Annotated in this window: 22 protein-coding genes and 1 tRNA gene; 10 read left to right on the top strand and 13 right to left on the bottom strand. The window is 61.3% G+C overall.

The features are described 5' to 3' along the window. Nucleotides 1-5 precede the first annotated feature (5 nt). The 3 genes from mazF to G6K99_RS07110 form a co-directional block, all read right to left on the bottom strand. The gene (gene mazF, locus G6K99_RS07120) at nucleotides 6-341 is read right to left on the bottom strand and encodes an endoribonuclease MazF (protein ID WP_062582325.1); all 336 of its coding nucleotides are present in this window, start codon (nucleotides 339-341) and stop codon (nucleotides 6-8) included. After that, nucleotides 338-580, bottom strand: coding sequence for an AbrB/MazE/SpoVT family DNA-binding domain-containing protein (locus tag G6K99_RS07115; protein WP_062582324.1), 243 nt, complete (start codon nucleotides 578-580; stop codon nucleotides 338-340). Before G6K99_RS07115 ends, mazF begins: the two co-directional genes overlap by 4 nt. Before the next feature lie 168 nt (nucleotides 581-748). Then, nucleotides 749-1,231, bottom strand: coding sequence for an Hsp20 family protein (locus G6K99_RS07110; protein ID WP_062460976.1), 483 nt, complete (start codon nucleotides 1,229-1,231; stop codon nucleotides 749-751). A gap of 291 nt (nucleotides 1,232-1,522) precedes the next feature. Between G6K99_RS07110 and G6K99_RS07105 the strand changes: the two genes are divergently transcribed. Then, nucleotides 1,523-2,512 carry an alpha/beta fold hydrolase gene (locus G6K99_RS07105; protein ID WP_062582322.1) on the top strand — a complete coding sequence of 330 codons (990 nt, stop codon included), beginning with the start codon at nucleotides 1,523-1,525 and terminating at the stop codon, nucleotides 2,510-2,512. 6 nt (nucleotides 2,513-2,518) lie between these two features. Here G6K99_RS07105 and hisN read toward each other — a convergent pair whose 3' ends face one another. Beyond that, nucleotides 2,519-3,295, bottom strand: a complete 777-nt coding sequence (gene hisN / locus G6K99_RS07100; RefSeq protein WP_174196123.1) for a histidinol-phosphatase — start codon at nucleotides 3,293-3,295, stop codon at nucleotides 2,519-2,521. Between the two features lie 379 nt (nucleotides 3,296-3,674). After that, nucleotides 3,675-4,562, bottom strand: a complete 888-nt coding sequence (locus tag G6K99_RS07095) for an N-formylglutamate amidohydrolase (RefSeq protein ID WP_174196122.1) — start codon at nucleotides 4,560-4,562, stop codon at nucleotides 3,675-3,677. Nucleotides 4,563-4,742: 180 nt separating this feature from the next. On the opposite strand from G6K99_RS07095, the gene cpdR1 reads away from it, so the two are divergent. After that, on the top strand, nucleotides 4,743-5,105 hold the full coding sequence (gene cpdR1 / locus G6K99_RS07090; RefSeq protein WP_062460988.1) for a response regulator CpdR1: 363 nt from the start codon (nucleotides 4,743-4,745) through the stop codon (nucleotides 5,103-5,105). A 97-nt stretch (nucleotides 5,106-5,202) separates the two neighbouring features. Then, a tRNA-Val gene (locus G6K99_RS07085) sits at nucleotides 5,203-5,277 on the top strand. Nucleotides 5,278-5,591: 314 nt separating this feature from the next. Here the strand turns inward: G6K99_RS07085 and G6K99_RS07080 are convergent. From G6K99_RS07080 to G6K99_RS07065, 4 genes are all read right to left on the bottom strand, one after another. Next, a complete protein-coding gene (locus G6K99_RS07080) occupies nucleotides 5,592-5,765 on the bottom strand; it encodes a DUF1328 domain-containing protein (protein ID WP_082471987.1) in 174 nt (57 codons plus the stop codon). Nucleotides 5,766-5,865: 100 nt separating this feature from the next. Next, on the bottom strand, nucleotides 5,866-6,927 hold the full coding sequence (locus tag G6K99_RS07075; protein WP_174196121.1) for an ABC transporter ATP-binding protein: 1,062 nt from the start codon (nucleotides 6,925-6,927) through the stop codon (nucleotides 5,866-5,868). Further along, complete coding sequence (locus tag G6K99_RS07070) at nucleotides 6,924-8,504, bottom strand: iron ABC transporter permease (protein ID WP_174196120.1); 1,581 nt, start codon at nucleotides 8,502-8,504, stop codon at nucleotides 6,924-6,926. Before G6K99_RS07070 ends, G6K99_RS07075 begins: the two co-directional genes overlap by 4 nt. 72 nt (nucleotides 8,505-8,576) lie before the next feature. Beyond that, nucleotides 8,577-9,527: an iron ABC transporter substrate-binding protein gene (locus G6K99_RS07065; protein ID WP_162238006.1), complete on the bottom strand. Its 951-nt coding sequence runs from the start codon at nucleotides 9,525-9,527 to the stop codon at nucleotides 8,577-8,579. A gap of 221 nt (nucleotides 9,528-9,748) precedes the next feature. Here G6K99_RS07065 and G6K99_RS07060 point away from each other — a divergent pair, with 221 nt between their 5' ends. The 3 genes from G6K99_RS07060 to G6K99_RS07050 all read left to right on the top strand — a co-directional run bounded on the left by G6K99_RS07060 (nucleotide 9,749) and on the right by G6K99_RS07050 (nucleotide 13,625). Further along, on the top strand, nucleotides 9,749-11,818 hold the full coding sequence (locus G6K99_RS07060; protein WP_174196119.1) for an ATP-dependent helicase: 2,070 nt from the start codon (nucleotides 9,749-9,751) through the stop codon (nucleotides 11,816-11,818). 52 nt (nucleotides 11,819-11,870) lie between these two features. Next, a complete protein-coding gene (locus tag G6K99_RS07055; RefSeq protein WP_174196118.1) occupies nucleotides 11,871-12,611 on the top strand; it encodes a pentapeptide repeat-containing protein in 741 nt (246 codons plus the stop codon). 171 nt (nucleotides 12,612-12,782) lie between these two features. Next, on the top strand, nucleotides 12,783-13,625 hold the full coding sequence (locus G6K99_RS07050; protein ID WP_174196783.1) for a DMT family transporter: 843 nt from the start codon (nucleotides 12,783-12,785) through the stop codon (nucleotides 13,623-13,625). Between the two features lie 140 nt (nucleotides 13,626-13,765). Here G6K99_RS07050 and G6K99_RS07045 read toward each other — a convergent pair whose 3' ends face one another. The 4 genes from G6K99_RS07045 to G6K99_RS07030 form a co-directional block, all read right to left on the bottom strand. Then, nucleotides 13,766-14,020, bottom strand: coding sequence for a type II toxin-antitoxin system ParD family antitoxin (locus G6K99_RS07045; protein WP_062461888.1), 255 nt, complete (start codon nucleotides 14,018-14,020; stop codon nucleotides 13,766-13,768). Nucleotides 14,021-14,093: 73 nt separating this feature from the next. After that, nucleotides 14,094-14,801: a DUF1003 domain-containing protein gene (locus tag G6K99_RS07040; RefSeq protein WP_092659788.1), complete on the bottom strand. Its 708-nt coding sequence runs from the start codon at nucleotides 14,799-14,801 to the stop codon at nucleotides 14,094-14,096. Then, nucleotides 14,794-16,599, bottom strand: a complete 1,806-nt coding sequence (locus tag G6K99_RS07035) for an ABC transporter ATP-binding protein/permease (RefSeq protein ID WP_174196117.1) — start codon at nucleotides 16,597-16,599, stop codon at nucleotides 14,794-14,796. The genes G6K99_RS07040 and G6K99_RS07035 overlap by 8 nt, the downstream gene beginning before the upstream one ends. 137 nt (nucleotides 16,600-16,736) lie before the next feature. Further along, nucleotides 16,737-17,960, bottom strand: coding sequence for an ROK family protein (locus G6K99_RS07030; protein WP_062461012.1), 1,224 nt, complete (start codon nucleotides 17,958-17,960; stop codon nucleotides 16,737-16,739). Nucleotides 17,961-18,203: 243 nt separating this feature from the next. Here G6K99_RS07030 and G6K99_RS07025 point away from each other — a divergent pair, with 243 nt between their 5' ends. The 4 genes from G6K99_RS07025 (at nucleotide 18,204) to G6K99_RS07010 (ending at nucleotide 24,953) form a co-directional block, all read left to right on the top strand. Then, on the top strand, nucleotides 18,204-19,229 hold the full coding sequence (locus G6K99_RS07025) for a sugar ABC transporter substrate-binding protein (RefSeq protein ID WP_062461015.1): 1,026 nt from the start codon (nucleotides 18,204-18,206) through the stop codon (nucleotides 19,227-19,229). A 190-nt stretch (nucleotides 19,230-19,419) separates the two neighbouring features. Beyond that, on the top strand, nucleotides 19,420-20,499 hold the full coding sequence (locus tag G6K99_RS07020; RefSeq protein ID WP_062461017.1) for an ABC transporter permease: 1,080 nt from the start codon (nucleotides 19,420-19,422) through the stop codon (nucleotides 20,497-20,499). After that, a complete protein-coding gene (locus tag G6K99_RS07015) occupies nucleotides 20,499-21,290 on the top strand; it encodes an ATP-binding cassette domain-containing protein (RefSeq protein ID WP_062461891.1) in 792 nt (263 codons plus the stop codon). Before G6K99_RS07020 ends, G6K99_RS07015 begins: the two co-directional genes overlap by 1 nt. Before the next feature lie 303 nt (nucleotides 21,291-21,593). After that, nucleotides 21,594-24,953 carry a DUF2126 domain-containing protein gene (locus G6K99_RS07010; protein ID WP_174196116.1) on the top strand — a complete coding sequence of 1,120 codons (3,360 nt, stop codon included), beginning with the start codon at nucleotides 21,594-21,596 and terminating at the stop codon, nucleotides 24,951-24,953. The last annotated feature ends 26 nt before the right edge of the window (nucleotides 24,954-24,979 follow it).

Below are 24,979 nucleotides of genomic sequence, written 5' to 3'. Positions count from 1 at the left end.
AGACCTTAAGGTGTGCCAATCAGGGCCGAAGCTTTGGCCCTGATTTCCTGAAGCTCAGAGGCTGAAACACGGCTCTTGCGTTCGGCGCGGCGTGAGCGCCAGTCGAGGCTTTTTACCTGATCTGCAAGGACGCATCCTTTGTCGTCCTTCAGAACGACCTCGAATGGATACCCTTTCACCTTCGTCGTCATCGGGCAGCAGAGCATCAGTCCGAAACGATTGTAGCTTGCGGGACTAAGGACGACTGCAGGCCGCCGCCCCGCTTGCTCGTGTCCGGACTGCGGCGAGAAATCAAGCCAGAGGATGTCGCCGGCATCGGGAACGTTGGACTGAGCGTTCACAACGCTTCTCTGCCGACCGGCGCACCAAAGTCGGCCTCGTCATGCAGATTGTCGGCGTTCATACCGGCAACAAGGTGGTCTAGCGTTGTGTCCAGTTCGGTAACAGCCTGGATAACGATACGGCCGTTTTCTTCGGATACTTCGACGACGGAATCCGGCTTGAGGTTTGCCGCTTCCATGACGGCTGCCGGAATGCGAACAGAAGCGCTGTCGCCCGATTTCTTGACAGTAACACGCATCGGCACTCCCTCACGTTGAAGATCAGGCTGAGATAATGTCGATACGGTAGGCCGCCCGGCAAACCCGGTCAATGCCAACCAAAAACGCCCCCTCCCGGCGTGGGAAGAGGCGTCTGTATGCTACCCGTGACTGGAGGTCATTGGGCTGTCATTACTCTCCGTGGCGGGTCAGTTGACCTGCTGCGGAGCGATCTGCGCTTCGATCGTCTTGACGCTGTCGGAAGCATCGGCCGCAATCGAGATACGGCGTGGCTTCAGCGCTTCCGGAATGTTGCGCACCAGATCGATGTGCAAGAGACCGTTCTTCAGCGAAGCGGTTTCGACTTCCACGTGATCGGCGAGCTGGAAGCGGCGCTCGAAGGCGCGCTTGGCGATGCCGCGGTAGAGATATTCGGTCTCGGCACCGGCTTCGTCATCGCTCTTCTCGCCCTTCACGGTCAGCGAATGGGCCTGGAATTCGATCGAGAGTTCCTTCTCGTCAAATCCCGCGACAGCCATCGTGATGCGATAGGTGTTGTCGCCGGTCCGCTCGATATTGTAGGGCGGATAGCTCTGCGCCTGATCGCCAAGGTTGCGATTGTCAAGTAGATTGAAGAGACGGTCGAAACCGACGGTGGAGCGGTAAAGGGGGGAAAAATCGACGTGACGCATAAAGTCCTCCATTGAAGCGACGTTGCGGTTTAGGTTTGGCGTCTCACCCCGTTCTGGCGATGAAGACCCCGTTCTGCAGGCCCTTTCGGCGCCTGCAGAGGAAAGATGGGAATTGATTTTCCGTCATTCAAGAGGTTTTTTCATTGGGGAGATTCATCCCGTGACGGGCTCGGCTTTCTGGTTATAGGCCGGCAGGTCAGAGTTCTCCGCTCCGGCCTCGCCTCTATCCGCATCCACCATTTCAGATGATTTCACTTGACGTGGCGGCCCGGATCGCTTGAGCCTGTCGGCATGACTGACACGCCCCACGCCTCACAGACCCTGTTGCGATCGACGCCGGAAAACCCGGCGCCGGCCGATTACACCGCTGGCCATTTCACCGGTCACCGCGGCACGAAGCTGCGTTACGCGCTTTTCCGCTCACCGGTCTCACCAGCCCGCGGCACGATCGTGCTGCTGCAGGGGCGCAATGAGTTCATCGAGAAATATTTCGAGACTATCCGCGAGCTCAACGCGATGGGCCTGTGGGTCGCGACCTACGATCTGCGCGGCCAGGGCGGTTCCGACCGCGAGACGCGGCATCCGAAAAAAGGCCATGTCAGACATTTCTCCGACTACCAGAAAGACCTCGACATCTTTCTCGAGCAGATCGTGCTTCCGGATGCGCGCCTGCCGTTTTTTCTGATCGCCCATTCCACCGGCGCGCTGATCGCCCTGTCGTCGGCGCCGAAACTCGCCAACCGGATCAGCCGCATGGCGCTGCTGTCGCCCTATATCGGCTTTCAGGGCCAGGCCCTGCCGGAACGCATCGTCTGGCCGCTTTCGACGGTCATGCGCTGGACCGGGTTCGGCAAGATCCAGCTTGGCGGAGACAAGCGCTTCATACCCTTCGAACGAAACGGCCTGACCGGCGATCGCACCCGCTTCGAGCGAAATCTCGGCCTCTACGCCGCCTATCCGGAACTGACGGTCGGCGCACCGACGGCCGGCTGGGTTCACGAGACCCTTCGCGCAGGCCGGCGCGTCTCGTCGCAGGCGCATCTGACACGGATCACCATTCCGACGCTGATCATCGCGCCTGTCCTCGATGGCGTCGTGCCCTATTCTGCGCAGGAGGAACTATCGCGAAATTTCCGCGCGGCACAGCTCATCACCATCACCGGCGGCCGCCATGAGCTGCTGCAGGAAAAGAATATCTACCGGGCCCAGGTGATGGCGGCGCTCGAGGCCTTCATGCCTGGGCTCGATGGCGGCATAGACCTCAGCGAAACCGCGGCCTGACCCGTCTTATCGGCGCGCCAGCAGCGCAAGCGCTTCGGCGTGCACGCTACGCGAACCGGCGGCGATGATATTGCCGCCGTTCTCCGGCCGGCCACCATCCCAATCGGTGATGATGCCGCCGGCCTGCTCGATGATCGGGATCAGCGCACCGACATCATAGGGCTGAAGATTGTTCTCAACCACGAGATCGATATGACCGCCCGCCAGAAGGCAATAGGCGTAGCAATCGCAGCCATAGCGGAACAACCGCACCTTTTCTTCGATCGAGCGGTAAAGGGCCAGATCCTCGCCCTCGAAAATATGCGGTGACGTGGTGAAGAGAACGGCGTCGGACAGCTGTCCGCAGTCACGCACCGAAAGCACGGCCTCGCCGCCCGGCCCGCGATAGGTCGCAACCTTGCCATCGGCAAAATAGCGTTCGCCGGTAAACGGCTGGTCCATCATGCCCATCGTGGCGCGACCATTCCACTGCAAGCCGATCAGCGTGCCCCACAGCGGCACGCCTGAGATAAAGGCCCGCGTCCCGTCGATCGGATCGATGACCCAGACATGCTCGCGGTCGAGCCCGACATTGCCATGCTCTTCGCCCAGGATGCCGTGTTCGGGGAAACGCGCCTCGATCAGGGTCCGGATCGCGGTTTCCGCCGCCCTGTCGCCCTCGGTCACCGGATCGAAACCGCCGGCCAGCTTGTTGACGACGGAGACACCGGTGCGGAAGCGCGGAAGCGTCTGCTCGCGGGCGGCATCAGCGAGCGTATCGAAAAAGGCGCGATCAGGCAGCATCAAAAACTCCGTCCCAGAAAAGCTGCCCCTGTTCTAAAGCAGGTCTTGGCGCTTAGAAAGGCCTGAACCGCTCTTGGACTGACCAAAACTCGGTCACTTCGCCAAATAATGATGCAATTTTCATCACATAAAATAATTGATTGACAAATGTGCATAACGGACGTAGCGTCTTCCTACAGTCTTTGACTGTAAATACCCTCCTTGGGTGTTTCCTCCCTAGACTTAGCCGCGCTGTAAGCGCGGTTTTTTTTGTCCAAAATACACGGGCGGAAGGGTATCGCTCGATGAGCACGCAGATGTCTGCATGCTGCGGCATCGAATGCGCTCTGTCAGGGAAGTCGGCTACCTCGGCGATCGAAGTCAGCCTGATGCGGGGATACTATTCCGCTGCGAGCGCAGTGTCGCTGGCCGAAAAATCAGCGACGAAGTCGGCCATCTGGCGCATGAAGAGCGAGAGTGCGGCGGCGATCGCATCGAATTCCGGCCGCTTCGAAAGCGTCCCCTCATCCACGTAAAGCCCGCGGTTGATCTCGATCTGCAGCGCGTGCAGGCCGCGCACGGGCCGGCCGTAATGTTCGGTGATGAACCCGCCAGCATAGGGTTTGTTGCGCACGGCGGCAAAACCCATCTCACTCAGGAAGCTGAGCGCTGCGCGCGAAATTTCGGCAGACGCGCTTGTGCCGTAGCGATCGCCGATGATGAAGTCGGGCTTCACGTTCGAACCCGAAAGCCGGATATTGCCAGGCATCGAGTGACAATCAATCAGCACGCAGATGCCGAACCGGGCATGCGTGGCCGCGATCAGCCGGCGCAGGCAGGCATGGTATGGCTTGTAGATTGCCTCGATCCGGGACAGGCCCTCCGCCACCGAAAGCTTGCGCCGGTAGATATCCATGTTCTCGGCGACGATGCGCGGAATGGTGCCAAGCCCACCGGCAACGCGCATCGATCCGATATTGGCGTAAGGCGGCAACGGACCATCGAACATACGCGGATCGAGTTCGAACGGCTCGCGATTGACGTCGAGATAGGCCCTGGGGAAATGGGCGGCCAGCAAGGGCGCGCCAAGTTCCGGCGCATCGGCGAAGAGATCGTCGACATAATGATCTGCCGAACGGCGAATCGCCATCGAGTCGAGATTGCTGTCGGCAAGAAAGCTTTCCGGGTAGCACCGGCCGCTATGGGGAGAGTTGTACACGAAGGGAATGGTTTGCCTGGCGGGTTCCCTTACCTCAAAATGCTCAGGATCGCCGGCGTTGAAATCCATTCCGTTTTTACCATGTCATGAACAAGTCAGATGAGGTATGTTGCCAGTTGCCCGGCGGGAAGTCCATACTATGTAATCCCACCAAGGCTGCTTCGGCTCTTATTAAACGGATGTTTACCGTCAATTGAGAGTGTAGACGGCCATACAGCCACGACTCATAGACAGATAGCGGTCCCCGAGATGCTTCCAAAAATCCTTCTCGCCGAAGATGACAACGACATGCGCCGGTTCCTGGTGAAAGCGTTGGAAAAGGCGGGCTACAAGGTCATTTCCTTCGACAACGGCGCCAGCGCCTACGACCGGCTCCGCGAAGAGCCTTTCTCGCTGCTCCTGACCGACATCGTCATGCCCGAGATGGACGGCATCGAGCTCGCCCGGCGCGCGACCGAACTCGACCCCGATCTCAAGGTCATGTTCATCACAGGGTTTGCCGCCGTCGCTCTGAATTCTGATTCGAAGGCCCCGAAGGATGCAAAGGTTCTCTCCAAGCCCTTCCACCTGCGCGATCTTGTGGATGAAGTGAACAAGCTTCTGGCCGCGTAAGCCCGGTTTTCCGGCGGCTGTCAAAAAGACTTCACAAAACCGGAAAAAGCCTATTGACGGCACATCGGTTTCTGTGGTCTTAAGCCGCCCATCGGATGGGCGTATAGCTCAGCGGGAGAGCACTACGTTGACATCGTAGGGGTCACAGGTTCAATCCCTGTTACGCCCACCATCCTGATTAGCCGCAAGGCACGAAAGGCTTCCGGGAAACCGGAAGCCTTTTTCGTTTCAAGCCGTTAACCGACCGCATAACGTCCCGTCACCATTCTTCCATCCGTAACAATACCAATAGCGCTAGGCTTGCGGATGCGGGAGCTTGTGGGTCTGAGTTTGTGGCTGGCCTCTCGGCCAGTGGCACTCAGGCGGCCGGGGTCGTGTGGGGCTCCGGCCGCTTCAATAGCGCTTCACTTCCCGAATTTACCGCAAACAAAAGCCGCCCGTGGAAGCTCCAGGGCGGCTTTGCTGTTGTGATCCTTGGGGTCTTTCTTAGAAGACCACGGCGCCTGCCGTCAGTGCCAGAACCAGGAAGATCAGGAAGATCACGATAGCGATAAAGAACAGGATTTTCGCGATGCCCGCGGTGGCAGAGGAGACGCCGGAGAAGCCGAGGAAGCCTGAAATCACGGAGATGACGAGAAAGATGAGAGCCCATTTCAACATGGTATTATTCCTTCATATTTGATGCGGGAACAACGTGACAAAAGGTTCCAGGTTCCAGCGCCGTGATGGCCGCGAAGAAATATTCCGGCAAAAATGTGAACTACGCGTCGGCAAGCAGATGCACTCGTCCCGAGATGCCGATCGACACCCGGTCGCCTGACGCAAGCAGCTCGCGGCCGGGGATATCCAGGCGGAAGGAAATCTCGCCCTCGGCGATACCGTCTCCGGCGAGTGTTATCCTCGCATCAAGCGATGGCCCGCAGAAAACCACGTCGCTGACCACAGCCGAGACCCCGTTGTCCGGCGCGTATTCGATCCGGCTGACGGTAAACTGCTCAGGCCGGATCATGATCTGCGCCCGGCCGCGATAGGTGACGTCCGCAACCTCTAGCCGGCCGATCGGGCTGTCGGCTATCCCGTCGCCGACCACTGCCGGCAGCACGACCGCTTCTCCGAGAAAGGTGGCCGTCGCCCGGTCGACGGGTTTCAGATAGACCTCGCGCGGCGTGCCGACCTGGGCGAATTTTCCCGCCCGCATCACGACCAGCTCATCGGCGAAGGCAAGCGCTTCCGCCTGGTCATGGGTCACGAGAATGGTGGTGACGCCGGCAGCCGACAGTACGTCGGCCACAGCCTTTCGGGTGGCGGTCCTCAGGCCCATGTCGAGCGCCGAGAAGGGTTCGTCCAGCAGCATCAGCCGTGGCCTGCGGGCAAGCGCCCTTGCCAGCGCCACACGCTGCTGCTGGCCGCCGGAGAGCTGATCCGGCTTGCGGGCAAGCATCGCCCCGTCAAGTCCGACCATTTCCATCAGTTCCGCAGCCCTTGCCTGTTTGGCCGTGCGATCCGCATCCATGCCGAAACCGATATTGTCGAGCACCGAGAGATGCGGAAACAGGCAGCCGTCCTGCGCCACGATGCCGATATTACGTCGGTAGGCAGCGACATGCGCGTCCGCATTGGACATGATCTCGCCGCCAAGCGTGATCGAGCCGGCGTCAGGAACCTCGAACCCGGCGATCAGCCGTAGCAGAGTGGTCTTGCCGCAGCCGGAAGGTCCGACGATGGCCGTGCGGCTTCCGCTTTGGGCTGCAAGGTCGACACCGGCAACGGCTGCGACGGAACCGTAACTCTTGGCAACGGAGGAAATGGTAAGCAGCGTCATCGCCCGGCGATCTTTTTCGACTGGTGGTGAAGGAGAAGGGTGAGCGGCAGCGAAAACAGGATCATCAGCAGCGCATACGGTGCGGCTCCCGCATAGTCGATCTCGCTGGTCAGCGCCCAGAATGCCATGGCAAGCGTGCGCGTGCCGTTGGGCGCCAGCATCTGGGTCGCGGTCAGCTCGTTCATGATGCCGAGCGAGGAAAGCGCCATGGCAGATGCAGCGCCGGGCGCTGCCAGCCGCACTGTGGTGGACCAGAGCGCCCGCGCGGGCGAACGTCCGAGACTTTCGGCCGCCTGTTCCAGCTCTGCCGGCACCTGCGCGATGCTGGCGCGCAGGCTGACCAGCGCCCGCGGCAGAAACATGATGACGTAAGCGATGACGATCGTTGCCACCGTCTGGTAAAGCGGCAGCATCACCCGGATCGAGATCGTCACCAGAGCGAGCGCGACAACCACGCCCGGCATCGAGCTTGCGAGATAATAGCAGCCTTCGAGAAACCGACTGGAACGCGTCGGGCGGCGCACCGAAAGCCAGGCGATCGGCACGGCGGCAGCAGCCGTCGCCACACCGCCGATCACGCAGATCGTCAGCGTCTGGGAAAGGGCCAACCCGATCTCGCTGAATTGCCAGATATCAGCACCACCGGCGATCAGCCAGCGCCCGAGCGTCAGCACCGGCACGCCAAGCGAAACCGCAGTAGTCACGACCGGCAGCAGTAGGCAGGGATATCGCCAGACGCCAAGCGAGGCGCGCACCGGATGGCGGGCAACGCCCGAGCCCAGCCGGGCATAGCGACGGCGGCCCCGCACAGCGGCATCGACGCCGATCAGCACGAAGCAGCAGGCCACCAGCACCAGCGCCAGCATATGCGCTGCAACGCCGTTGTAGGTGGACTGGAACTGGTCAAGAATTGCCGTCGTGAACGTGTCGAACCGGATCATCGCATAGAGCCCGTATTCCGACAGGAGATGCAGGCTGATCAGCAGCGCCCCGCCACACAGCGACAGTCTGAGTTGCGGCAACACGACACGCCGCAAGACAGCAGCGGGCGAAAGACCGAGAGAGGCCGCCTGATCCTCGAGCGCTGGATCGATCAGCCGAAGGGCCGCCGAAACGGGAAGGTAGACGAAGGGAAAGTAGGTCACGACCGAGATCGCGACGCCCGCTCCAAGCCCGTTCAGCCGCGGCCACATACCGATCCAGGCATAGGACTGCACGAAAGCGGGAATGGCGAGCGGCACGATGGCAAGCCAGGCCCATAGCTTTGCGCCCGGCAGGTCGGTGCGCTCCGTCAGCCATGCAAGCGCCGTTGCGAGAACCGTCGCGACCGGCACCGTGAAGACGATCAGCGCAACGGTATTGAACAGGAGGTCGCCGACACGGGAACGGAAGATCAGCTGCGATGCCGTTTCCCAGCCGGTCGCAACCGTTGCCCAGAACACGAACCCGAGCGGCGTCAGCGTCAGGGCGGCAATCGCAACGGCGATTGCCAGCGTCCATGAGGATCCGGCAAGGGGTTTCCCCGCAGGCTTCCGGCGCGGCCGGCTGGCAACCATGCTCTCGGTGGTAAACGTCATCGCGTGCTCAAGAAAGAAGAGACATCGCAGGTACGCCCTGCGATGTCCGTGCGCAACAGGATTCGATGGTGTTTAGAGAATGCCGGCGGCTGTCATCATGTCGGTGACCTTGGCATTGTTGAGGCTCGAAGGCTCGACCTTCGGCGCCTGAAGGTCGGCAATCGGAACGAGCGCCTTGTTGGAAGCCTCGTCCTTGCCGACGGCGTATTCGAACGAGGTGCCGTCACGCAGAATCTTCTGGCCGCCCTTGCCGGCAAGCCATTTCAGAAATGCCTGCGCCTGCTCCTTGTGCTTGGAAGAGGCCAGAATGCCACCGCCGGAGATCGACACGAAGGCGCCCGGATCCTGGTTCTTGAAGTAATGCAGCGCAACGTTCTTGCTGTTTTCGCCGGTCTTCGCCTGATCGCCGAAATAGTAGTAGTGATAGATCAGCGCGCCTTCGAACTGGCCCGCATTGACGGCCTTCATGGCGGTGGAATTGCCACGCACGGCAGTGAAGTTCTCTTTCATGCCCTTCAGCCAGGCAGCGGTTTCCGGCTCACCCTTCAGCTGCAGAAACGCGCCGACGATCGCCTGGAAATCGGCACCCGACGGAGATGCGGCCCAACGGCCCTTCCATTCGGGCTTGGCGAGATCGAGCATCGATTTCGGCAGCTTGTCCTCGGTGAGCTTGGTCTTGTCATAGGCAAACACGGTGGAGCGCGCGGCAATTCCGGTCCAGTGACCGTTGGCCGGGCGGAACTGCTCGGGAACGAGATCGAGCGTTGCCTTGTCGACAGGCTCAAACAGCCCCTTGCCATCGACAAGCGCCATGGCCGGCGAATTTTCCGTCAGAAACAGGTCGGCCGGCGAGTTGGCGCCTTCCTGCACAATCTGGTTTGCCATTTCGAGGTCGGATCCGTTGCGCACCGTAATGACGATGCCGGTCTCTTCCTTGAAGGCCTCGACCCATTCCTTGGTCAGGCCCTCGTGCTGGGCATTGTAGATCGTCAGGCTGTCGGCGACCTGCGCGTTGGCCGGCATGGACAGAGCGAGTAGCGAAACGGCGAGCGAAGCTCCGGCCGAAAGAGCAGACAGAATTTTCAAGTTTGCCTCCAATTTATAAGCGTCATCGCATCGATAGCCAAAGCCGACCTGCGTAGTCAAGTTTAAGAATCGAACGGGGATGGAGACCGATTGCGGCAAATGCCGGCGAATCAGGTAGAGCTGAAACGAACACATCAAGAACAAGCCGCGGAAACTGAATGTCGGTTGCTTATCTGGAAAAATTGAACGAGGCCCAGCGCCGCGCGGTCGAGCATGGTTCGGACGTGCCGGATGGCGGCGCTGCCGGACCGCTTCTGGTCATTGCAGGCGCAGGCTCCGGCAAGACCAACACGCTTGCCCATCGCGTCGCCCACCTGATTGTGTCGGGCGCCGATCCTCGCCGCCTGCTGCTAATGACGTTTTCCCGCCGTGCGGCCTCCGAAATGGGCCGCCGCGTCCAGCGCATCTGCCGCGAAGTGATGGGGGCGAAGTCCGGCGTCATGACCGATGCGCTCGCCTGGGCCGGCACGTTTCACGGCATCGGCGCAAGGCTGTTGCGGATCTATGCCGAACAGATCGGCCTCGACCAGGAATTCACCATCCACGACCGTGAGGATTCCGCCGACCTGATGAACCTCGTTCGCCACGAGCTCGGCTTCTCCAAGATGGAAAGCCGGTTTCCGACCAAGGGCACCTGCCTTGCGATCTATTCGCGGGCCGTCAACTCAGAGACGCCGCTGGACGAGGTGCTGAAGACATCCTTCCCCTGGTGCCTTGCCTGGGAACCGCAGCTGCGCGACCTGTTTGCCTCCTATGTGGACGCCAAGCAGGCGCAGAACGTGCTCGATTACGACGATCTCTTGCTCTACTGGGCGCAGATGATGAGCGAGCCGCTGATTGCGCAGGATGTCGGCGAACGGTTCGATCACGTCATGGTCGACGAATACCAGGACACGAACCGGCTGCAAGCCTCGATCCTGATGGCGATGAAGCCCGGCGGCCGCGGGCTGACGGTGGTGGGCGACGACGCCCAGTCGATCTATTCGTTCCGCGCCGCCACGATCCGCAACATCCTCGATTTCCCGGCAACCTTCGATCCGCCGGCCAACATCGTCACGCTCGACCGCAACTACCGCTCGACCACCACCATTCTGGCAGCCGCCAATGGCGTCATCGAACTTGCCCGCGAGCGGTTCACGAAAAACCTGTGGACCGACCGGCAGTCGGAGGAGAGACCGCGTCTGGTCACCGTCAAGGACGAGACTGAACAGGCGAGCTATATCGTGGAAAAAATCCTCGAGAACCGCGAAACCGGCATGTTGCTGAAGCAGCAGGCCGTGCTGTTTCGCGCCTCGCACCATTCCGGTCCGCTGGAAGTGGAACTCACGCGCCGCAACATTCCCTTCGTCAAGTTCGGCGGCCTGAAATTCCTCGATAGCGCCCATGTGAAGGACATGCTGGCGGCCCTGCGCTTTGCCCAGAACCCGCGTGACCGGGTTGCGGGGTTCAGGCTTCTGCAGCTCATTCCGGGCATCGGCCCGCAAACGGCGGCGAAGATCCTCGATGCGATCGCCGCCGATCCGGAACCGCTGGCGGCACTCCAGGAAATCCCCTCGCCTCCGAGGTCCGGAGAAGACTGGCCGGCCTTTGTCGAGATGCTCGGCGCCGTCAGGAAAAGCGAAGGCTGGCCTTCCGAAATCGGGCTCGCCCGCCGATGGTACGAACCGCATCTTAGCCGCATCCACGAAGATGCCGACACCCGCAAGGCCGACCTTCTGCAACTGGAGCAGATCGCTTCCGGCTACGCGTCGCGCGAACGCTTCCTCACCGAACTGACGCTCGATCCGCCGGATGCGACGAGCGATCAGGCCGGCGTTCCGCTGCTGGACGAGGATTACCTGATCCTTTCGACCATCCATTCCGCCAAGGGCCAGGAATGGCGCTCGGTTTTCCTGCTCAACTGTGTCGACGGCTGCATTCCCTCCGATCTCGGCACCGGCACGACAGCCGAAATCGAGGAGGAACGGCGGCTGCTCTACGTGGCGATGACGCGCGCGAAGGATCACCTTCACCTGATCACGCCGCAGCGTTTCTTTACCCACGGCCAGCATTCCCAAGGCGACAGGCTCGTCTACGCCTCACGCTCCCGCTTCATCCCGGCAACGCTGCTGCAGTTCTTCGAAAGCACCGCCTGGCCGGTGGTGGCGCAAATGACCGAAGCCGAACGCCAAGCCCGCCACCAGATCCGCATCGACGTAACCGCAAGAATGCGCGGCATGTGGCGCTGACCGTCACAAGTTGCGCGAACGTATAGGCAAGCTGCCTGACAATGGAGATTGCGTGTTGGAAATATCGTCGCTTGAAACCGCATTCTCGATGAAGGAGCCGGTCATCGGCCTCCGATTTGCATCCGAAGACCTGTCCGATTTCATCACGTCCGAATCGAAATTTTTGGATTGCCGGTTCAACGATTGCATCTTCGATGGCGCGAAGATCAGAGAATGCGAATTCATCGGCTGCAGCTTTTCCAACTGCTCCTTCAAGGAAGCCGAGTTTTTCAACTGCATCTTCGTCGATCGCGAAACGCAGGCAGGATCTGCGTGGAATTACTGCGACCTCAACGAGGCGAAGTTTAAGGCCTGCAACCTTTCCAACAACCGCATCGTCAAATGCGAAGCCTTCCTGCTCGAGATCACCGATTCGTCGGCCGTCGGTCTGCAGTTCGACGCCGAGGTTCATCGCAAGATCAGCAAGCGCATGATGTTTGGCGGCGTCGTCTTACAGCGTTGCAAGCTGCAGTACGCGGTGTTTGCGGCCTCAAGCTACGAAGAGAGCCGGTTCGAGAGCTGCGATCTCAGAGACTGCTCGTTTGTCGAAAGCAATCTCAGCCGCGTCAGCCTGATGGGATCGAGCCTCAACAATATCGATTTCACCGGCGCGACGCTTGATTTCGCCAACCTCTCGCAGGCGACCTTCGACGAGATGGATCTTGCAGCCATGGCGTCGTTCAAGGGCATGACTGTCAGCCGCGACCAGCACGAAAACCTGCTCCGCTCGATGGGAATTCTGACGTCGGGATAAGCAGCAGACACAACCGGTGGGCGGAAAGGCTTTCCTTTCAAACCGAAAAAGCATTAGAGCGACCGTTCTGCGTCGAAGGAGACTGAAGTGGACAGCAATCAATCGGCAAGGGCCTCGCGGGCGACGTCGTCAGCCCAGCCGGCCCCGTCGACGAAGAAGGCTGCAGCGTGGATGCTGACGTCGATCAGCCTGCTGCTGCTGATGGCGATTTCCGGCCGGATCATCACCCGCGAGATCGACGTGTTCCAGGTGATGGAAATGCGCTCGATCATCGCCTTCTTCATGCTTTTGCCATTGGTGTTTCGCGAGGGCGGCTTCAAAGCCATGCGCACGACCATCCTGCCGGCCCATATCGGCCGCAACGTCGCCCACTATATCGGCCAGTTCGCCTGGCTGATGGGCCTGACGCTGATCCCGCTCGCCCAGGTGATCGCCATCGAATTCACCGCGCCAATTTGGGCAGCGCTCATGGCAGCGGCGTTTCTCGGCGAGAAGCTGACATGGCGCAAGGGCGCAGCGATCGGCTTCGGGCTCGCCGGCGTGCTTCTGATCCTGCGGCCAGGCGCCGCCCCGCTCAATCCCGGCCACCTGATCGTGCTGGGCGCGGCCTTCTTCTTCGCCATCTCCTTCATCACCACCAAGCTCCTGACGCGCACCGACAGCGCCACCAAGATCATCTTCTGGATGCTGATCATCCAGTCGATCATCGGGCTGATCCCGGCAATCAGGGTATGGACCTGGCCGTCCGCGGGGATCTGGCCGTGGATCTTCCTGATCGCGTTCACCGGGACATTCGCGCATTACTGCATGGCAAAGGCGCTGTCTTATGCCGATGCGACGGTGGCGATGCCGATGGATTATCTCCGCGTGCCGGCCTCGGCCCTCATCGGCTACCTTCTCTACGCCGAAGCCATCGACGGCCTGACCGCCGCCGGCGCAATCCTCATCCTCGCCGGCAACCTCTTCAACCTCCGACGCCCGAACGCCGGAAGAATCCAACAGACGCCGCCGTGAGATCGGTTTAGTCTTGTTCCTTGAATGCTGCGGGGATATCGCGCGCCGTGCAGGATGCGCTCAATTCTCACACCATCCTGGGACACGGTGTAGAACATCACGTACCGTTTGAAGTGGATGCAACGAAGCCCGGTCGCGCATCAGGAGCGGCGTCCGCCATATCTGGCTTCAAGCCGATCGAAGACGTCATCCGCCGGAATGCCCGGCCCACTCTCGATCCCGGTGCGTATATCCGCCTTCAGTGCGTCGAAGCCGGCCTTGCCATGCTCCTCCATCTCTTCGAGCAGGCGAAGGCTATCGCGCATGACTTCGCTTTCGCTTGCATAGCGTCCGCTTTCCACCAGCCTGCGCACGAAGCTTTCGTAACGGGGGCCGAGTTCATAACTGGAAGGCATAAGATCCACCCTTGTTTCACCGAAATTATCAATCTTCGACATCCACGTAAAGCGTATCCCCTCGCGCAACTCGTCACCGCTTCTCCAGCAACTCGATCTGGATCTGCTGGAGTTCTGCGAGCCGTTCCCACTGCTTGGCCATCTGGTGATCGATCTTTTCATGCAGCTGGCGGATTTCGAGTTCGGCTCGAAGGTTGACCATGTAGTCGTTTTCGCTGCGCAGCCGGTCCTTGTCCTCCTGCCGCCTCTGACTCATCATGATGACGGGTGCCTGCAGGGCGGCAAGCGAGGACAGGACGAGATTGAGCAGGATGAACGGATAGGGGTCGAACGGATCGGCGGACAAACCGACCACGTTAAGCGCCATCCACAAAACCAGCACGGCTAAAAAGGACAGGATGAAGGTCCAGGAGCCTCCGAAGGCGGCGACCCTGTCGGCGACCCTTTCCCCGAACGTTTCCGCCTGGTCGATTGCGGCGGGCGCGCCCGCCTGAACCGTCAGCGTTCCCTTTTCGAAACTGTCGAGCACGCGGGCGTCAAGCTCGGTGATCTCGCCCCGCTCCTCTTCCAGCAGTGCCTCCACGTAGCGCCGCCTGAAGCGCGCCAGATCCTCGTCGCAGATCAGACTGTCGGCGCTACAGGTCTTTACCTCCTCCGCGATCATCTCGAAGAGATGCGGCCTGAGAGTGCCCGCCTTGTGAAGCTTCGATACCGCAAACGTGCGACCGCAGATCAGGCATTGCCCGGTTCTCCCGGTCGTTTGAGAAGCATGCTTACCCATTGTCTGAAGCCTCGTTCTTCGTATCGACAGCCAGGAGCGGCGCCAGATGAAATACCTTTGGTGAAAATCTGTCCGAAAACACGTCGGAGCGGCCGATATAGAGGAGTGTCGAGCCGGTAAGCCCGGCCAGCACGTCGAGCAACAGCGCCTGCGTCTCCGGTTCGAGACCCTCCAGAACGTCGTCCATGATCAGCCAGTCCGGCTTTCGAAGCACGGCATTGGCGATCTGCAGCGCCACTTCCTCGTCCTTGTCGAGCAGCCGGTCCCATCGCTCCACCTCGTCGAGTTTATCGACGAGCCGATGCAGACCGACTTTCTTCAACGCTTGCGCCAGCGCCGCGTCGGTCATGTCGGGAATGCCATCGCGCATGCCAGCAGGCCCAGTCGCCGGATAGGTCATGACCTCGCGCAGTGATGCGGTCGGCAGATAACCTTCCTGCGGCATCATGATCATCCGATCTGCGGCCGGCAGTCGGATCTCGCCCTTGCCCCAGGGCCAGATACCGGACAGTGCCTGGAACAGAAGATGCCGGTCTGTCCCCGGATTGCCGTTGATCAGCACCCGCTCGCCGGGCCGGATGGTGAAGGCGCCTTCCGCGACCCTGATGCCATGGCCGTCCCCGCCCTTGTCGGGTTCGCCGAAGACCGCAAGGTCGGTCACGGACAGCACGTCCTCCCCATCGCTTTTCCGGTAGGTGAGGACGGAGCCTTCCATCGCCGGCGTATCCATCGAAACCAGGGCATTGCGGAACGAGGAGACACGGCCGAGCGTCGCCCGCCAGTCGGCGATGACGCTGAAATTCGCCACATACCAGCGCAGTGCCTGGTTGACCTGGTTGAAGGCGCCGACCGCCATCATCAGACCGCCGAACGAAAGATTGCCGGAAAAATACATCGGCGAGGCAATGATGATCGGCGCCACCAACGCCAGCCAACCGAAACCGGCCGACACCCAGGTCAGGTTGGTAAGCGCCCAGGCAAGCTTGCGCAGCATGCCGAGCACGCCATCGATTGCGGCGTGAACGCGGAAAAGCTCGCTTTCCTCGCCACGCGCAAGCGTGATCGGCTTCATGTTCTCGTTCGCCCGGACAAGGGTCGCGCGCAGATCAGCCTCGCGGGCATAGCGCTGCGCATTCAGCCGCGCCAGCCGGCTGCCGACAACGTTGCTCATGACGGATCCGAAAAGGGCGTAGAGAATCGTCGCCCACAGCATATAGCCGGGAATGACGATGGTGCGACCGCCGATCTGCAGGCCGAAATCGGTCGAGATCGCCCATAGCACGCCGATGAAACTTGCAAGAAGAATGGTCGAATTGACGAGACCGATCGACAGTGACGTCGTGTTTTCGGCCAGGATGCGGGTGTCCTCATGCAGTCTCTGGTCCGGATTGTCGGCGATCGCGCCGGCACCGGCAAGCTTCAGGGCCCGCCCCGGCGTCAGCCAGACATCGGCGAGATCGCGGGCCAGCCCTTCTCGCATCCGCATCGCGGCGATCTGGTTCAGCCATTGCTGGATGACGTTGAGCAGTGTCAGGAGCGAGGCGAGGACTCCGAACACCACAAGCTGGTGGAGGAATTCGGGCATGTCGCGCCGCGCCAAGGCATCGTAGAACGGTCCGTTCCACTCGTTCAGCCGATAGGTGGCGTAGGTGGTCGCAAAGATGACGCAGAGCAGCGCGGCCGTGAGCGCGAGAACGGGATTGCGCACCGGGGACGCCCAGAACGCCCCTGTCATCATTTTGAGCTGGCCAGACAGAGGAAGTTCATAGGGCTCCGCCTTATCTTGCGAATTCACCATCTGCCGCCGGCTCCTGCCTGTCTGTGTCGAGTCCTAACTACCACAAGGGAATTGCGAAGGTGCGAGAAAGGCGTGCCGTTCACGGCTGACTGGGAACAGCGTCGAGCGTCCCACAATCGAATGCAGACGTCCGCTCGTCACATCGCCTTGAACAGCACACTCGGATCGGTGAGGTATTTCGCAAAGATCGGCAGGCTGGCGCCGCCGATGGCGCGGGCGTGGCTGCCGACCTTGCCCTCGATGATATCGGGGATGATGACGCCTTGCAGGTCCAGCCGCTTGACGGCCTCGATCGTCTCGGTGACGATCCGCTTGCGCACCCATGACGGAAAGCCGCCATCGATCACGGCAGCCCCGAAATCGATGATCGAGGCGCTGGCAATGATGGCCTGGGCAAGCGCTGCCGCCGTCTCGCCGATCCACAGATCGAGCGGCGCGCCGAAATCGATCCATTCGTCGGCCGAATACCAGAGCGGCTCCGGATCGATCCCCTTTTCCTTCAGCATGTTCTCGAGAACGAAAATTGAAGCGACGTCGAGCAACTGCCGGGTTGAACCGTCCCTGCCGCGCACCGGAAGTGGCGCGACGGCGCCTGCCGTCCCGGTACGGCCGGAAAACACCGCGGAGTTCAGAACGATGCCGCCGCCGATAAATGACCCGATGAAGAAATAGACGAAGTCCGGATAGGACGGACCGATCCCGAACACCAGCTCCGCACCGCAGGCGCTGGTCGCGTCGTTCTGCAGGTAGACGGCATGCTTGGTCGAGGCGGAGACCTCCTGCTGCAGGTCGAAATCGCGCCAGAGGTCCATCGCGCCCGCAGGCGCGCCGACCTCGTCTGCCCAGTTCCACAGTTCGAACGGCGCCGAGATCCCGATGCCGGCGATCCGCTCACGCTCGACCATGCTGAGCTGGCCCTCGAGCCTGCCGATCCCCTTGCCGATGATCTCGATGATCTTCTGCGGCACTGGGTAGGCGTAGGTTTCGTGATGATGCATCCGGATCTGCCCGACGAAATCCATCAGCACCAGATCGGCGCTGCGCCGGCCGATTTTCACCCCGAAGGAAAACACGGCATCGGGATTGAGCCGCATCGGGACCGACGGCTGCCCCACCCGGCCGCGGATCGGTTCGCCGCGCAGCAGAAGCCCGTCCTTTTCGAGCGATCGCATGATCACCGACACAGTCTGCGCCGACAGTCCGCTGGCGCGGGTAATGTCCGCCTTCGACATTTCGCCGTGCATGCGAACAAGCGAAAGGACCAGCCTCTCGTTATAGGCACGCACGCGAACCTGGTTCGATCCGCCCGAAAAACTGCCGAGCGGCATCGACCCTGTCGCGGTACTTCCCGCGATCGACATTGGAACTCCTCCCGAAACTCGCCGTGGATCGTCGCTCCACGCACGCCGAATATGCCACCGTGGATAAATAATTCAATCGGAATTAATTATTGACAGCTCATGGAAAACTGGTCTTAATCCGGGCTGCAGAGGACATGGGAGGCTTGGAGACGGCGCTCGTCGAATTCGATGGCACCCGGTGTTTCTGAACATTTGCATCAATCGCCCCAGGCTTGGGGAAAAGATCTCTCGGGAGGAGATATCATGAAAAAGACTGTGCTTTCTGGCGCCTTTGCGGCGCTTGTCCTCGGCGTTGCGTTTTCCGCTCCGGCGCACGCAGCCGGCGTCTCCGCCTGCCTCATCACCAAGACAGATACCAATCCGTTCTTCGTGAAGATGAAGGACGGTGCGACCGCAAAAGCCAAGGAACTCGGCGTCACGCTGAAATCCTATGCCGGCAAGATCGATGGCGATTCCGAAAGCCAGGTTGCCGCGATCGAAACCTGCATTGCCGACGGCGCCAAGGGTATCCTGATCACCGCGTCCGACACCAAGGGCATCGTGCCGAACCTCAAGAAGGCTCGCGACGCCGGCATGCTGATCATCGCGCTCGACACGCCGCTGGAGCCGATCAACGCGGCCGACATGACGTTTGCGACCGACAACCTTCTGGCCGGCAAGCTGATTGGCCAGTGGGCCAAGGAAACGCTCGGCGACAAGGCCAAGGAAGCCAAGGTGGCCTTCCTCGACCTTACCCCGTCGCAGCCTTCCGTCGACATCCTGCGCGACCAGGGCTTCATGATCGGTTTCGGCATCGATCCGAAGGATCCGAACAAGATCGGCGACGAAGACGATCCGCGCATCGTCGGCCATGACGTGACCAACGGCAATGAAGAAGGCGGTCGCACCGCGATGGAAAACCTTCTCCAGAAGGATCCGACCATCAACGTCGTTCACACGATCAACGAACCGGCAGCAGCCGGCGCCTATGAAGCGCTGAAGGCCGTCGGTCGCGAGAAGGACGTGCTTCTGGTCTCCGTCGACGGCGGCTGCCCAGGCGTCAAGAACGTTGCCGGCGGTGTCATCGGTGCAACCTCGCAGCAGTATCCGCTGCAGATGGCGTCGCTCGGCATCGAGGCGATCAAGAAGTTCGCCGATACCGGTGAAAAGCCGAAGCCGACTGCCGGCAAGGATTTCTTCGACACAGGCGTGACGCTCGTGACCGACAAGCCGGTTCCCGCGATCAAGTCGATCGACACCAAGGAAGGTCTGAACAAGTGCTGGGGCTGATCCCCACCTGCATTTGAAAGATCAAACCACTACCCTCCCCGCAACGGGGAGGGCTTGATCCGGCGGCAACCGCTCAGACAATCCCTGCGTCCGCCGCAAGTCTTCTCCCACCGGGGTGGGAGAGATGGCCGGCAGGCCGGAGAGGGTCTCTCACTGTCGAGCGACAACGGAATTTCTCGGAGGAACATCCATGACCGAGCCAACGGCGGCATCGCCGCATCATGACTACGAAAAGGTTCTGAAGGACAGTTCGACCGACGTCGCATCCTTCGACGGCGACAAGAAAACGCCAGTCCAGAAATTCCAGCACTTCCTGCACACCAGTCCGTCGGCGGTTTCGCTGATCGTCCTCGTCGCAGCCCTGCTGGTGTTCGGCATCCTTCTCGGCGGAAAATTCTTCAACGCCTTCTCCCTGACGCTGATCCTGCAGCAGGTGGCAATCACCGGCATTATCGGCGCGGCACAGACACTTGTCATCATGACCGCCGGCATCGATCTTTCGGTCGGCGCCATCATGGTCCTTTCCTCTGTCGTCATGGGCCAGATGGTCTTCCGCTACGGGGTTCCTGTCGAGATCGCCATTCCCTGCGGCTTCGCGGTCGGCGCGATTTGCGGCTTCATCAACGGCTTCCTGATCGCCCGTGTGAAACTGCCGCCCTTCATCGTCACGCTCGGCATGTGGCAGATCGTGCTTGCCACCAACTTCCTCTATTCCTCCAACGAGACGATCCGCTCGCAGGAAATCGAGGCGACGGCTCCGCTTCTGCAGTTCCTCGGCACGACGTTCAAGGTCGGCGGCGCCGTCTTCACCTTCGGCGTTGTCGCGATGGTGCTGCTGGTCGCCGTCCTCTGGTACGTGCTCAACCAGACCGCCTGGGGCAGACATCTTTACGCAGTCGGTGACGATCCCGAAGCGGCAGAGCTTTCCGGCGTCAACGTCAAGCGCATGCTGATTTCGGTCTACGTTCTGGCCGGCACCATCTGCGCGCTTGCCGGCTGGGTCTCGATCGGCCGCAACGGTTCGGTTTCCCCGACAGTGGGCCAGTTCGCCAACATCGAATCCATCACCGCCGTGGTGATCGGCGGCATATCGCTGTTCGGCGGCCGCGGCTCGATCCTCGGCATGGTGTTCGGCGCCCTCATCGTCGGCGTGTTCTCGTTCGGCCTTCGAATGCTCGGCACCGACGTCCAGTGGACCTACCTCCTGATCGGCGTGCTGATCATCGCCGCCGTCGCAATCGATCAATGGATCAGAAAGGCAGCCGGCTGATGGCACGCGATCCGAACACTCAACCCATCCTCGCCGCCCGCGGCCTGGTCAAGCGCTACGGCCGGGTGACCGCCCTCGACAACGCCGATTTCGACCTCTATCCGGGTGAAATCCTCGCCGTCATCGGCGATAACGGCGCCGGCAAGTCTTCGCTGATCAAGGCGATCTCAGGCGCGATCCGTCCAGACGAGGGCGAGATCACGCTGGAAGGCAAGCCGGTGCAGTTCCGTTCGCCGATCGAGGCCCGCGATGCGGGCATCGAGACCGTCTACCAGAACCTCGCGCTCTCGCCGGCATTGTCGATCGCAGACAACATGTTCCTCGGCCGCGAGATCCGCAGCAAGGGTTTCATGGGCAAATACCTGCGCAAGCTTGATCATGGCGCCATGGAAAAGTTTGCCCGCGGCAAGCTCTCCGAACTCGGCCTGATGACCATCCAGAACATCAACCAGGCGGTCGAGACACTCTCGGGCGGTCAGCGCCAGGGTGTGGCTGTGGCGCGCGCTGCGGCCTTCGGTTCCAAGGTGATCATCCTCGACGAACCGACGGCGGCGCTCGGCGTCAAGGAAAGCCGCAAGGTTCTGGAACTGATCCTCGACGTGCGCTCGCGCGGCATTCCGATCGTGCTGATCAGCCACAACATGCCGCATGTCTTTGAAGTGGCCGATCGTATCCACATCCACCGGCTCGGAAAACGACTGACCGTCATCAACCCGAAAGACTACACGATGTCCGACGCCGTCGCCTTCATGACCGGCGCCAAGGTCCCGACGGAAGCCGTCGCGGCCTAACGGAAATACCTGGGAATGCCCCACTCCCCGCTCGCGGGGAGTGGGCACGTACCCTGATCTGACTCTGTGCGCGCAGCCTGCGCCCTTCTCCCCGCCCGCGGGGAGAAGGTGCCGGTAGGCGGATGAGGGGCAATCTCAGCCGGATGACCCTTACCCGGCACAACGAGCGAAAACCGAACGAAGCTCACCTTTCGACGTGAGCGGGAAAACAGCCTGCCCCGCCTTGCATTCTTTTCATGCATTGCACAAACTCGCGGCAACGATGACGTAACGGCCCGTTCAACAAGGCCGGCAAGGGGCATAATGTCGATCAAGGCGAGCATCTACCATCTCACCCATTACAGCTATGACAGGCCGGTCCGGATGGGGCCGCAGATCATCCGGCTCAAGCCCGCCGCCCATTCCCGCACAAAAGTGCTGTCGCATTCGCTGAAGGTCACGCCGGAGAATCACTTCGTCAACCTGCAGCAGGACCCCTACGGCAACTACCTGGCCCGCTTCGTGTTTCCCGAACCGGTGACCGAATTCAAGATCGAGGTCGACCTCGTCGCCGACATGACGGTCTACAATCCCTTCGACTTCTTCGTCGAGGAGGAGGCGCAGGCCTGGCCGTTCACCTATCCGGCCGACCTTATCGAAGACCTGTCGATCTACCGCACGCCCGAGCCGCCGGAACCGGCGCTCATTGAATATCTGAAGACGCTGGACATGTCGCCCGGCCAGCCAACCGTCGACATGGTGGTTGGTATCAACGCCCGCCTGCAGCAGGCGATCGGTTATGTCATCCGCATGGAACCCGGCGTCCAGACGCCCGAGCAGACGCTGACCTCGGCCATGGGCTCCTGCCGCGACTCGAGCTGGCTGCTGGTGCAGATCCTGCGCCATCTGGGCTTCGCCGCCCGTTTCGTCTCCGGCTACCTCATCCAGCTGACGCCGGACCTGAAGGCGCTCGACGGCCCCTCCGGCACCGAAGTCGATTTCACCGATCTGCATGCCTGGTGCGAAGTCTATCTGCCAGGCGCCGGCTGGATCGGCCTTGATCCGACATCGGGCCTGCTGACCGGCGAAAGCCACATTCCGCTGGCCGCCACGCCCCATTACCGCAACGCCGCGCCGATTTCAGGCGGTTACTTCGGCGAGGCGAACACGTCGTTCGACTTCGCCATGAACGTCACGCGCGTTGCCGAACATCCGCGCATCACCAAGCCTTTCTCGGATGAGAGCTGGGACGCGCTGAACGATCTCGGCGAACAGGTGGACCGCGTGCTGGAAGCCCAGGACGTGCGCCTCACCATGGGTGGCGAACCGACCTTCGTGTCGATCGACGACTTCGAATCCGACGAATGGAACACCGGCGCCGTCGGCCCCACCAAGCGCGAAAAGGCCGACGTCCTTATCCGCAAGCTGCGTGAAAAGTTCGCGCCGGGCGGCTTCCTGCATTACGGCCAGGGCAAATGGTATCCGGGCGAAAGCCTGCCGCGCTGGACCTTCTCGCTCTACTGGCGCAAGGACGGCAAGCCGATCTGGAGCAACCCGGATCTGGTGGCCGAAGAAGGCCGCGACTATGGCAGCGGCGAGCAGGACTCGCAGCAATTCCTGACCGCACTCGCAGCGGAACTCGATATCGGCGAAGAGATGGTCGTGCCGGCCTATGAGGATCCGGCCGAGTGGATCATCAAGGAAGGCTCGCTGCCTGACAATGTCGATCCATCCAATTCGAAACTCAAAGACCCGGAAGAGCGCAACCGCATCGCCCGCGTGTTCGAGCGCGGCCTGACCAACCCGTCCGGCTATATCCTGCCTGTTCAGGCCTGGCAGTCGCACGCGAGAGGCGGCAGCATGGGCGAAAAGCGCTGGATCAGCGAAAAATGGAGCACCCGTCGCGGCAAGATCTTCCTTGTGCCCGGCGACAGCCCGGTCGGATACCGCCTGCCGCTCGGCACGCTTCCCTATATTCCGCCATCGCAATTCCCCTATATCCACGAGGCCGATCCCTCGATCCCCCGCACCGCCCTGCCCGACGTGATCGTCCCGCCGGGTCACGAAGCGACCGAAGGCCGGGCGATGCCCGAGCAGTCGTTCACGGCCGGCGACCCGACCAATCCCGGCCGCGTCGAGCAGACACTCGGTGAAATCGGCGGCGCGGTGCGCACGGCAATTTCCGTCGAGCCGCGCGATGGCCGTCTCTGCGTCTTCATGCCGCCGGTCGAAAAGATCGAGGACTATCTCGAACTGATCGCTGCTGCCGAAAACGCCGCGACCAAGCTCGGTCTCGCCGTCCATATCGAAGGCTACGCGCCGCCGCATGACGAGCGCATCAACGTCATCCGCGTCGCGCCCGATCCTGGCGTCATCGAGGTCAACATCCATCCTGCCGCAAGCTGGAAGGAGACGGTCGAGACCACAACGGCGATCTATGAGGAGGCCCGCCAGAGCCGTCTCGGCGCCGACAAGTTCATGATCGACGGCCGCCACACCTGCACCGGCGGTGGCAACCATGTGGTGGTCGGCGGCGCCAACCCGAACGACAGCCCGTTCCTGCGTCGCCCGGACCTGCTGAAAAGCCTCGTGCTGCACTGGCAGCGCCATCCGGCGCTGTCCTACCTGTTCTCCGGCCTGTTCATCGGACCGACCAGCCAGGCACCGCGTCTCGACGAGGCCCGTCACGATTCGATGTACGAGCTCGAAATCGCGATGTCGCAGGTGCCGATGCCGGGCCAGGGTGCAGCACCGCTGCCATGGCTCGTCGACCGGCTGTTCCGCAACCTCTTGACCGACGTCACCGGCAACACGCACCGTTCGGAAATCTGCATCGACAAGCTGTTTTCCCCCGATGGACCCACCGGTCGCCTCGGCCTTGTCGAATTCCGCGGTTTCGAAATGCCGCCGAATGCGCGCATGTCGCTCGCCCAGCAGCTGCTTGTCCGCGCGCTGATCGCCCGCTTCTGGAAAAACCCGGTTCAGGGCAGGTTTACCCGCTGGGGCACGGCGCTGGCGGACCGGTTCATGCTGTCCCATTACATCTGGGCCGATTTCATGGATGTGCTGGCGGACCTTCGCGAAAACGGCTTCGACCTTCGGCCCGAATGGTTCGAGGCACAGCTCGAGTTCCGCTTCCCGTTCTTCGGAGAGGTAGAATACGAGGGCGCCAAGCTCGAACTGCGCCAGGCGCTGGAGCCCTGGCATGTGATGGGCGAACAGGGCGCGATCGGCGGCACGGTGCGCTATGTCGACAGTTCAGTAGAACGCCTGCAGGTGCGGCTCGAAACCAGCAATCCGCAGCGCTATACCGTCGCCTGCAACGGTCGCGCCGTGCCGTTGACGCCGACGGGCATATCCGGGGTTTCGGTCGCCGGCGTGCGCTTCAAGGCCTGGCAGCCGTCATCCGGCCTGCATCCGGTATTGCCGGTCAATACGCCGCTGACATTCGATATCTATGATACATGGTCCAGCCGCTCGATCGGTGGCTGCATCTATCATGTTGCCCATCCGGGCGGTCGCAACTATGAGACCTTTCCGGTCAATGGCAACGAAGCGGAAGCGCGAAGGCTCGCACGGTTCGAACCGTGGGGACACACGGCCGGCAGTTATGCTTTGATGCAGGAAATGCCATCGCCCGAATTTCCGCTGACACTCGATCTGCGCCGGCCACCCGGGATTTAAACGGACCGCCTGGGTTTTAACTGGAG

This window comes from Neorhizobium sp. AL 9.2.2 (genome assembly GCF_013317225.1).
In the GTDB taxonomy this organism is placed as follows: Bacteria; Pseudomonadota; Alphaproteobacteria; order Rhizobiales; family Rhizobiaceae; genus Neorhizobium; species Neorhizobium soli.
Note: the sequence above shows the minus strand (reverse complement) of the source record. Positions and strands in the feature narration are given on the sequence as shown.

Excerpts from the sequence above, each read along its gene's own strand:
- G6K99_RS07010 (WP_174196116.1), top strand. The coding sequence starts at position 21,594 with ATGTCGATCAAGGCGAGCATCTACCATCTCACCCATTACAGCTATGAC.
- G6K99_RS07110 (WP_062460976.1), bottom strand. The coding sequence starts at position 1,231 with ATGCGTCACGTCGATTTTTCCCCCCTTTACCGCTCCACCGTCGGTTTC.
- G6K99_RS07065 (WP_162238006.1), bottom strand. The coding sequence starts at position 9,527 with ATGCCGGCCAACGCGCAGGTCGCCGACAGCCTGACGATCTACAATGCC.
- G6K99_RS07050 (WP_174196783.1), top strand. The coding sequence starts at position 12,783 with ATGCTGACGTCGATCAGCCTGCTGCTGCTGATGGCGATTTCCGGCCGG.
- G6K99_RS07020 (WP_062461017.1), top strand. The coding sequence starts at position 19,420 with ATGACCGAGCCAACGGCGGCATCGCCGCATCATGACTACGAAAAGGTT.
- hisN (WP_174196123.1), bottom strand. The coding sequence starts at position 3,295 with ATGCTGCCTGATCGCGCCTTTTTCGATACGCTCGCTGATGCCGCCCGC.
- G6K99_RS07115 (WP_062582324.1), bottom strand. The coding sequence starts at position 580 with ATGCGTGTTACTGTCAAGAAATCGGGCGACAGCGCTTCTGTTCGCATT.
- G6K99_RS07070 (WP_174196120.1), bottom strand. The coding sequence starts at position 8,504 with ATGACGTTTACCACCGAGAGCATGGTTGCCAGCCGGCCGCGCCGGAAG.
- G6K99_RS07030 (WP_062461012.1), bottom strand. The coding sequence starts at position 17,960 with ATGTCGATCGCGGGAAGTACCGCGACAGGGTCGATGCCGCTCGGCAGT.
- G6K99_RS07080 (WP_082471987.1), bottom strand. The coding sequence starts at position 5,765 with ATGTTGAAATGGGCTCTCATCTTTCTCGTCATCTCCGTGATTTCAGGC.
- G6K99_RS07040 (WP_092659788.1), bottom strand. The coding sequence starts at position 14,801 with ATGGGTAAGCATGCTTCTCAAACGACCGGGAGAACCGGGCAATGCCTG.
- G6K99_RS07035 (WP_174196117.1), bottom strand. The coding sequence starts at position 16,599 with ATGGTGAATTCGCAAGATAAGGCGGAGCCCTATGAACTTCCTCTGTCT.
- G6K99_RS07045 (WP_062461888.1), bottom strand. The coding sequence starts at position 14,020 with ATGCCTTCCAGTTATGAACTCGGCCCCCGTTACGAAAGCTTCGTGCGC.
- G6K99_RS07105 (WP_062582322.1), top strand. The coding sequence starts at position 1,523 with ATGACTGACACGCCCCACGCCTCACAGACCCTGTTGCGATCGACGCCG.
- G6K99_RS07095 (WP_174196122.1), bottom strand. The coding sequence starts at position 4,562 with ATGGATTTCAACGCCGGCGATCCTGAGCATTTTGAGGTAAGGGAACCC.
- G6K99_RS07060 (WP_174196119.1), top strand. The coding sequence starts at position 9,749 with ATGTCGGTTGCTTATCTGGAAAAATTGAACGAGGCCCAGCGCCGCGCG.
- cpdR1 (WP_062460988.1), top strand. The coding sequence starts at position 4,743 with ATGCTTCCAAAAATCCTTCTCGCCGAAGATGACAACGACATGCGCCGG.
- G6K99_RS07025 (WP_062461015.1), top strand. The coding sequence starts at position 18,204 with ATGAAAAAGACTGTGCTTTCTGGCGCCTTTGCGGCGCTTGTCCTCGGC.
- G6K99_RS07075 (WP_174196121.1), bottom strand. The coding sequence starts at position 6,927 with ATGACGCTGCTTACCATTTCCTCCGTTGCCAAGAGTTACGGTTCCGTC.
- G6K99_RS07015 (WP_062461891.1), top strand. The coding sequence starts at position 20,499 with ATGGCACGCGATCCGAACACTCAACCCATCCTCGCCGCCCGCGGCCTG.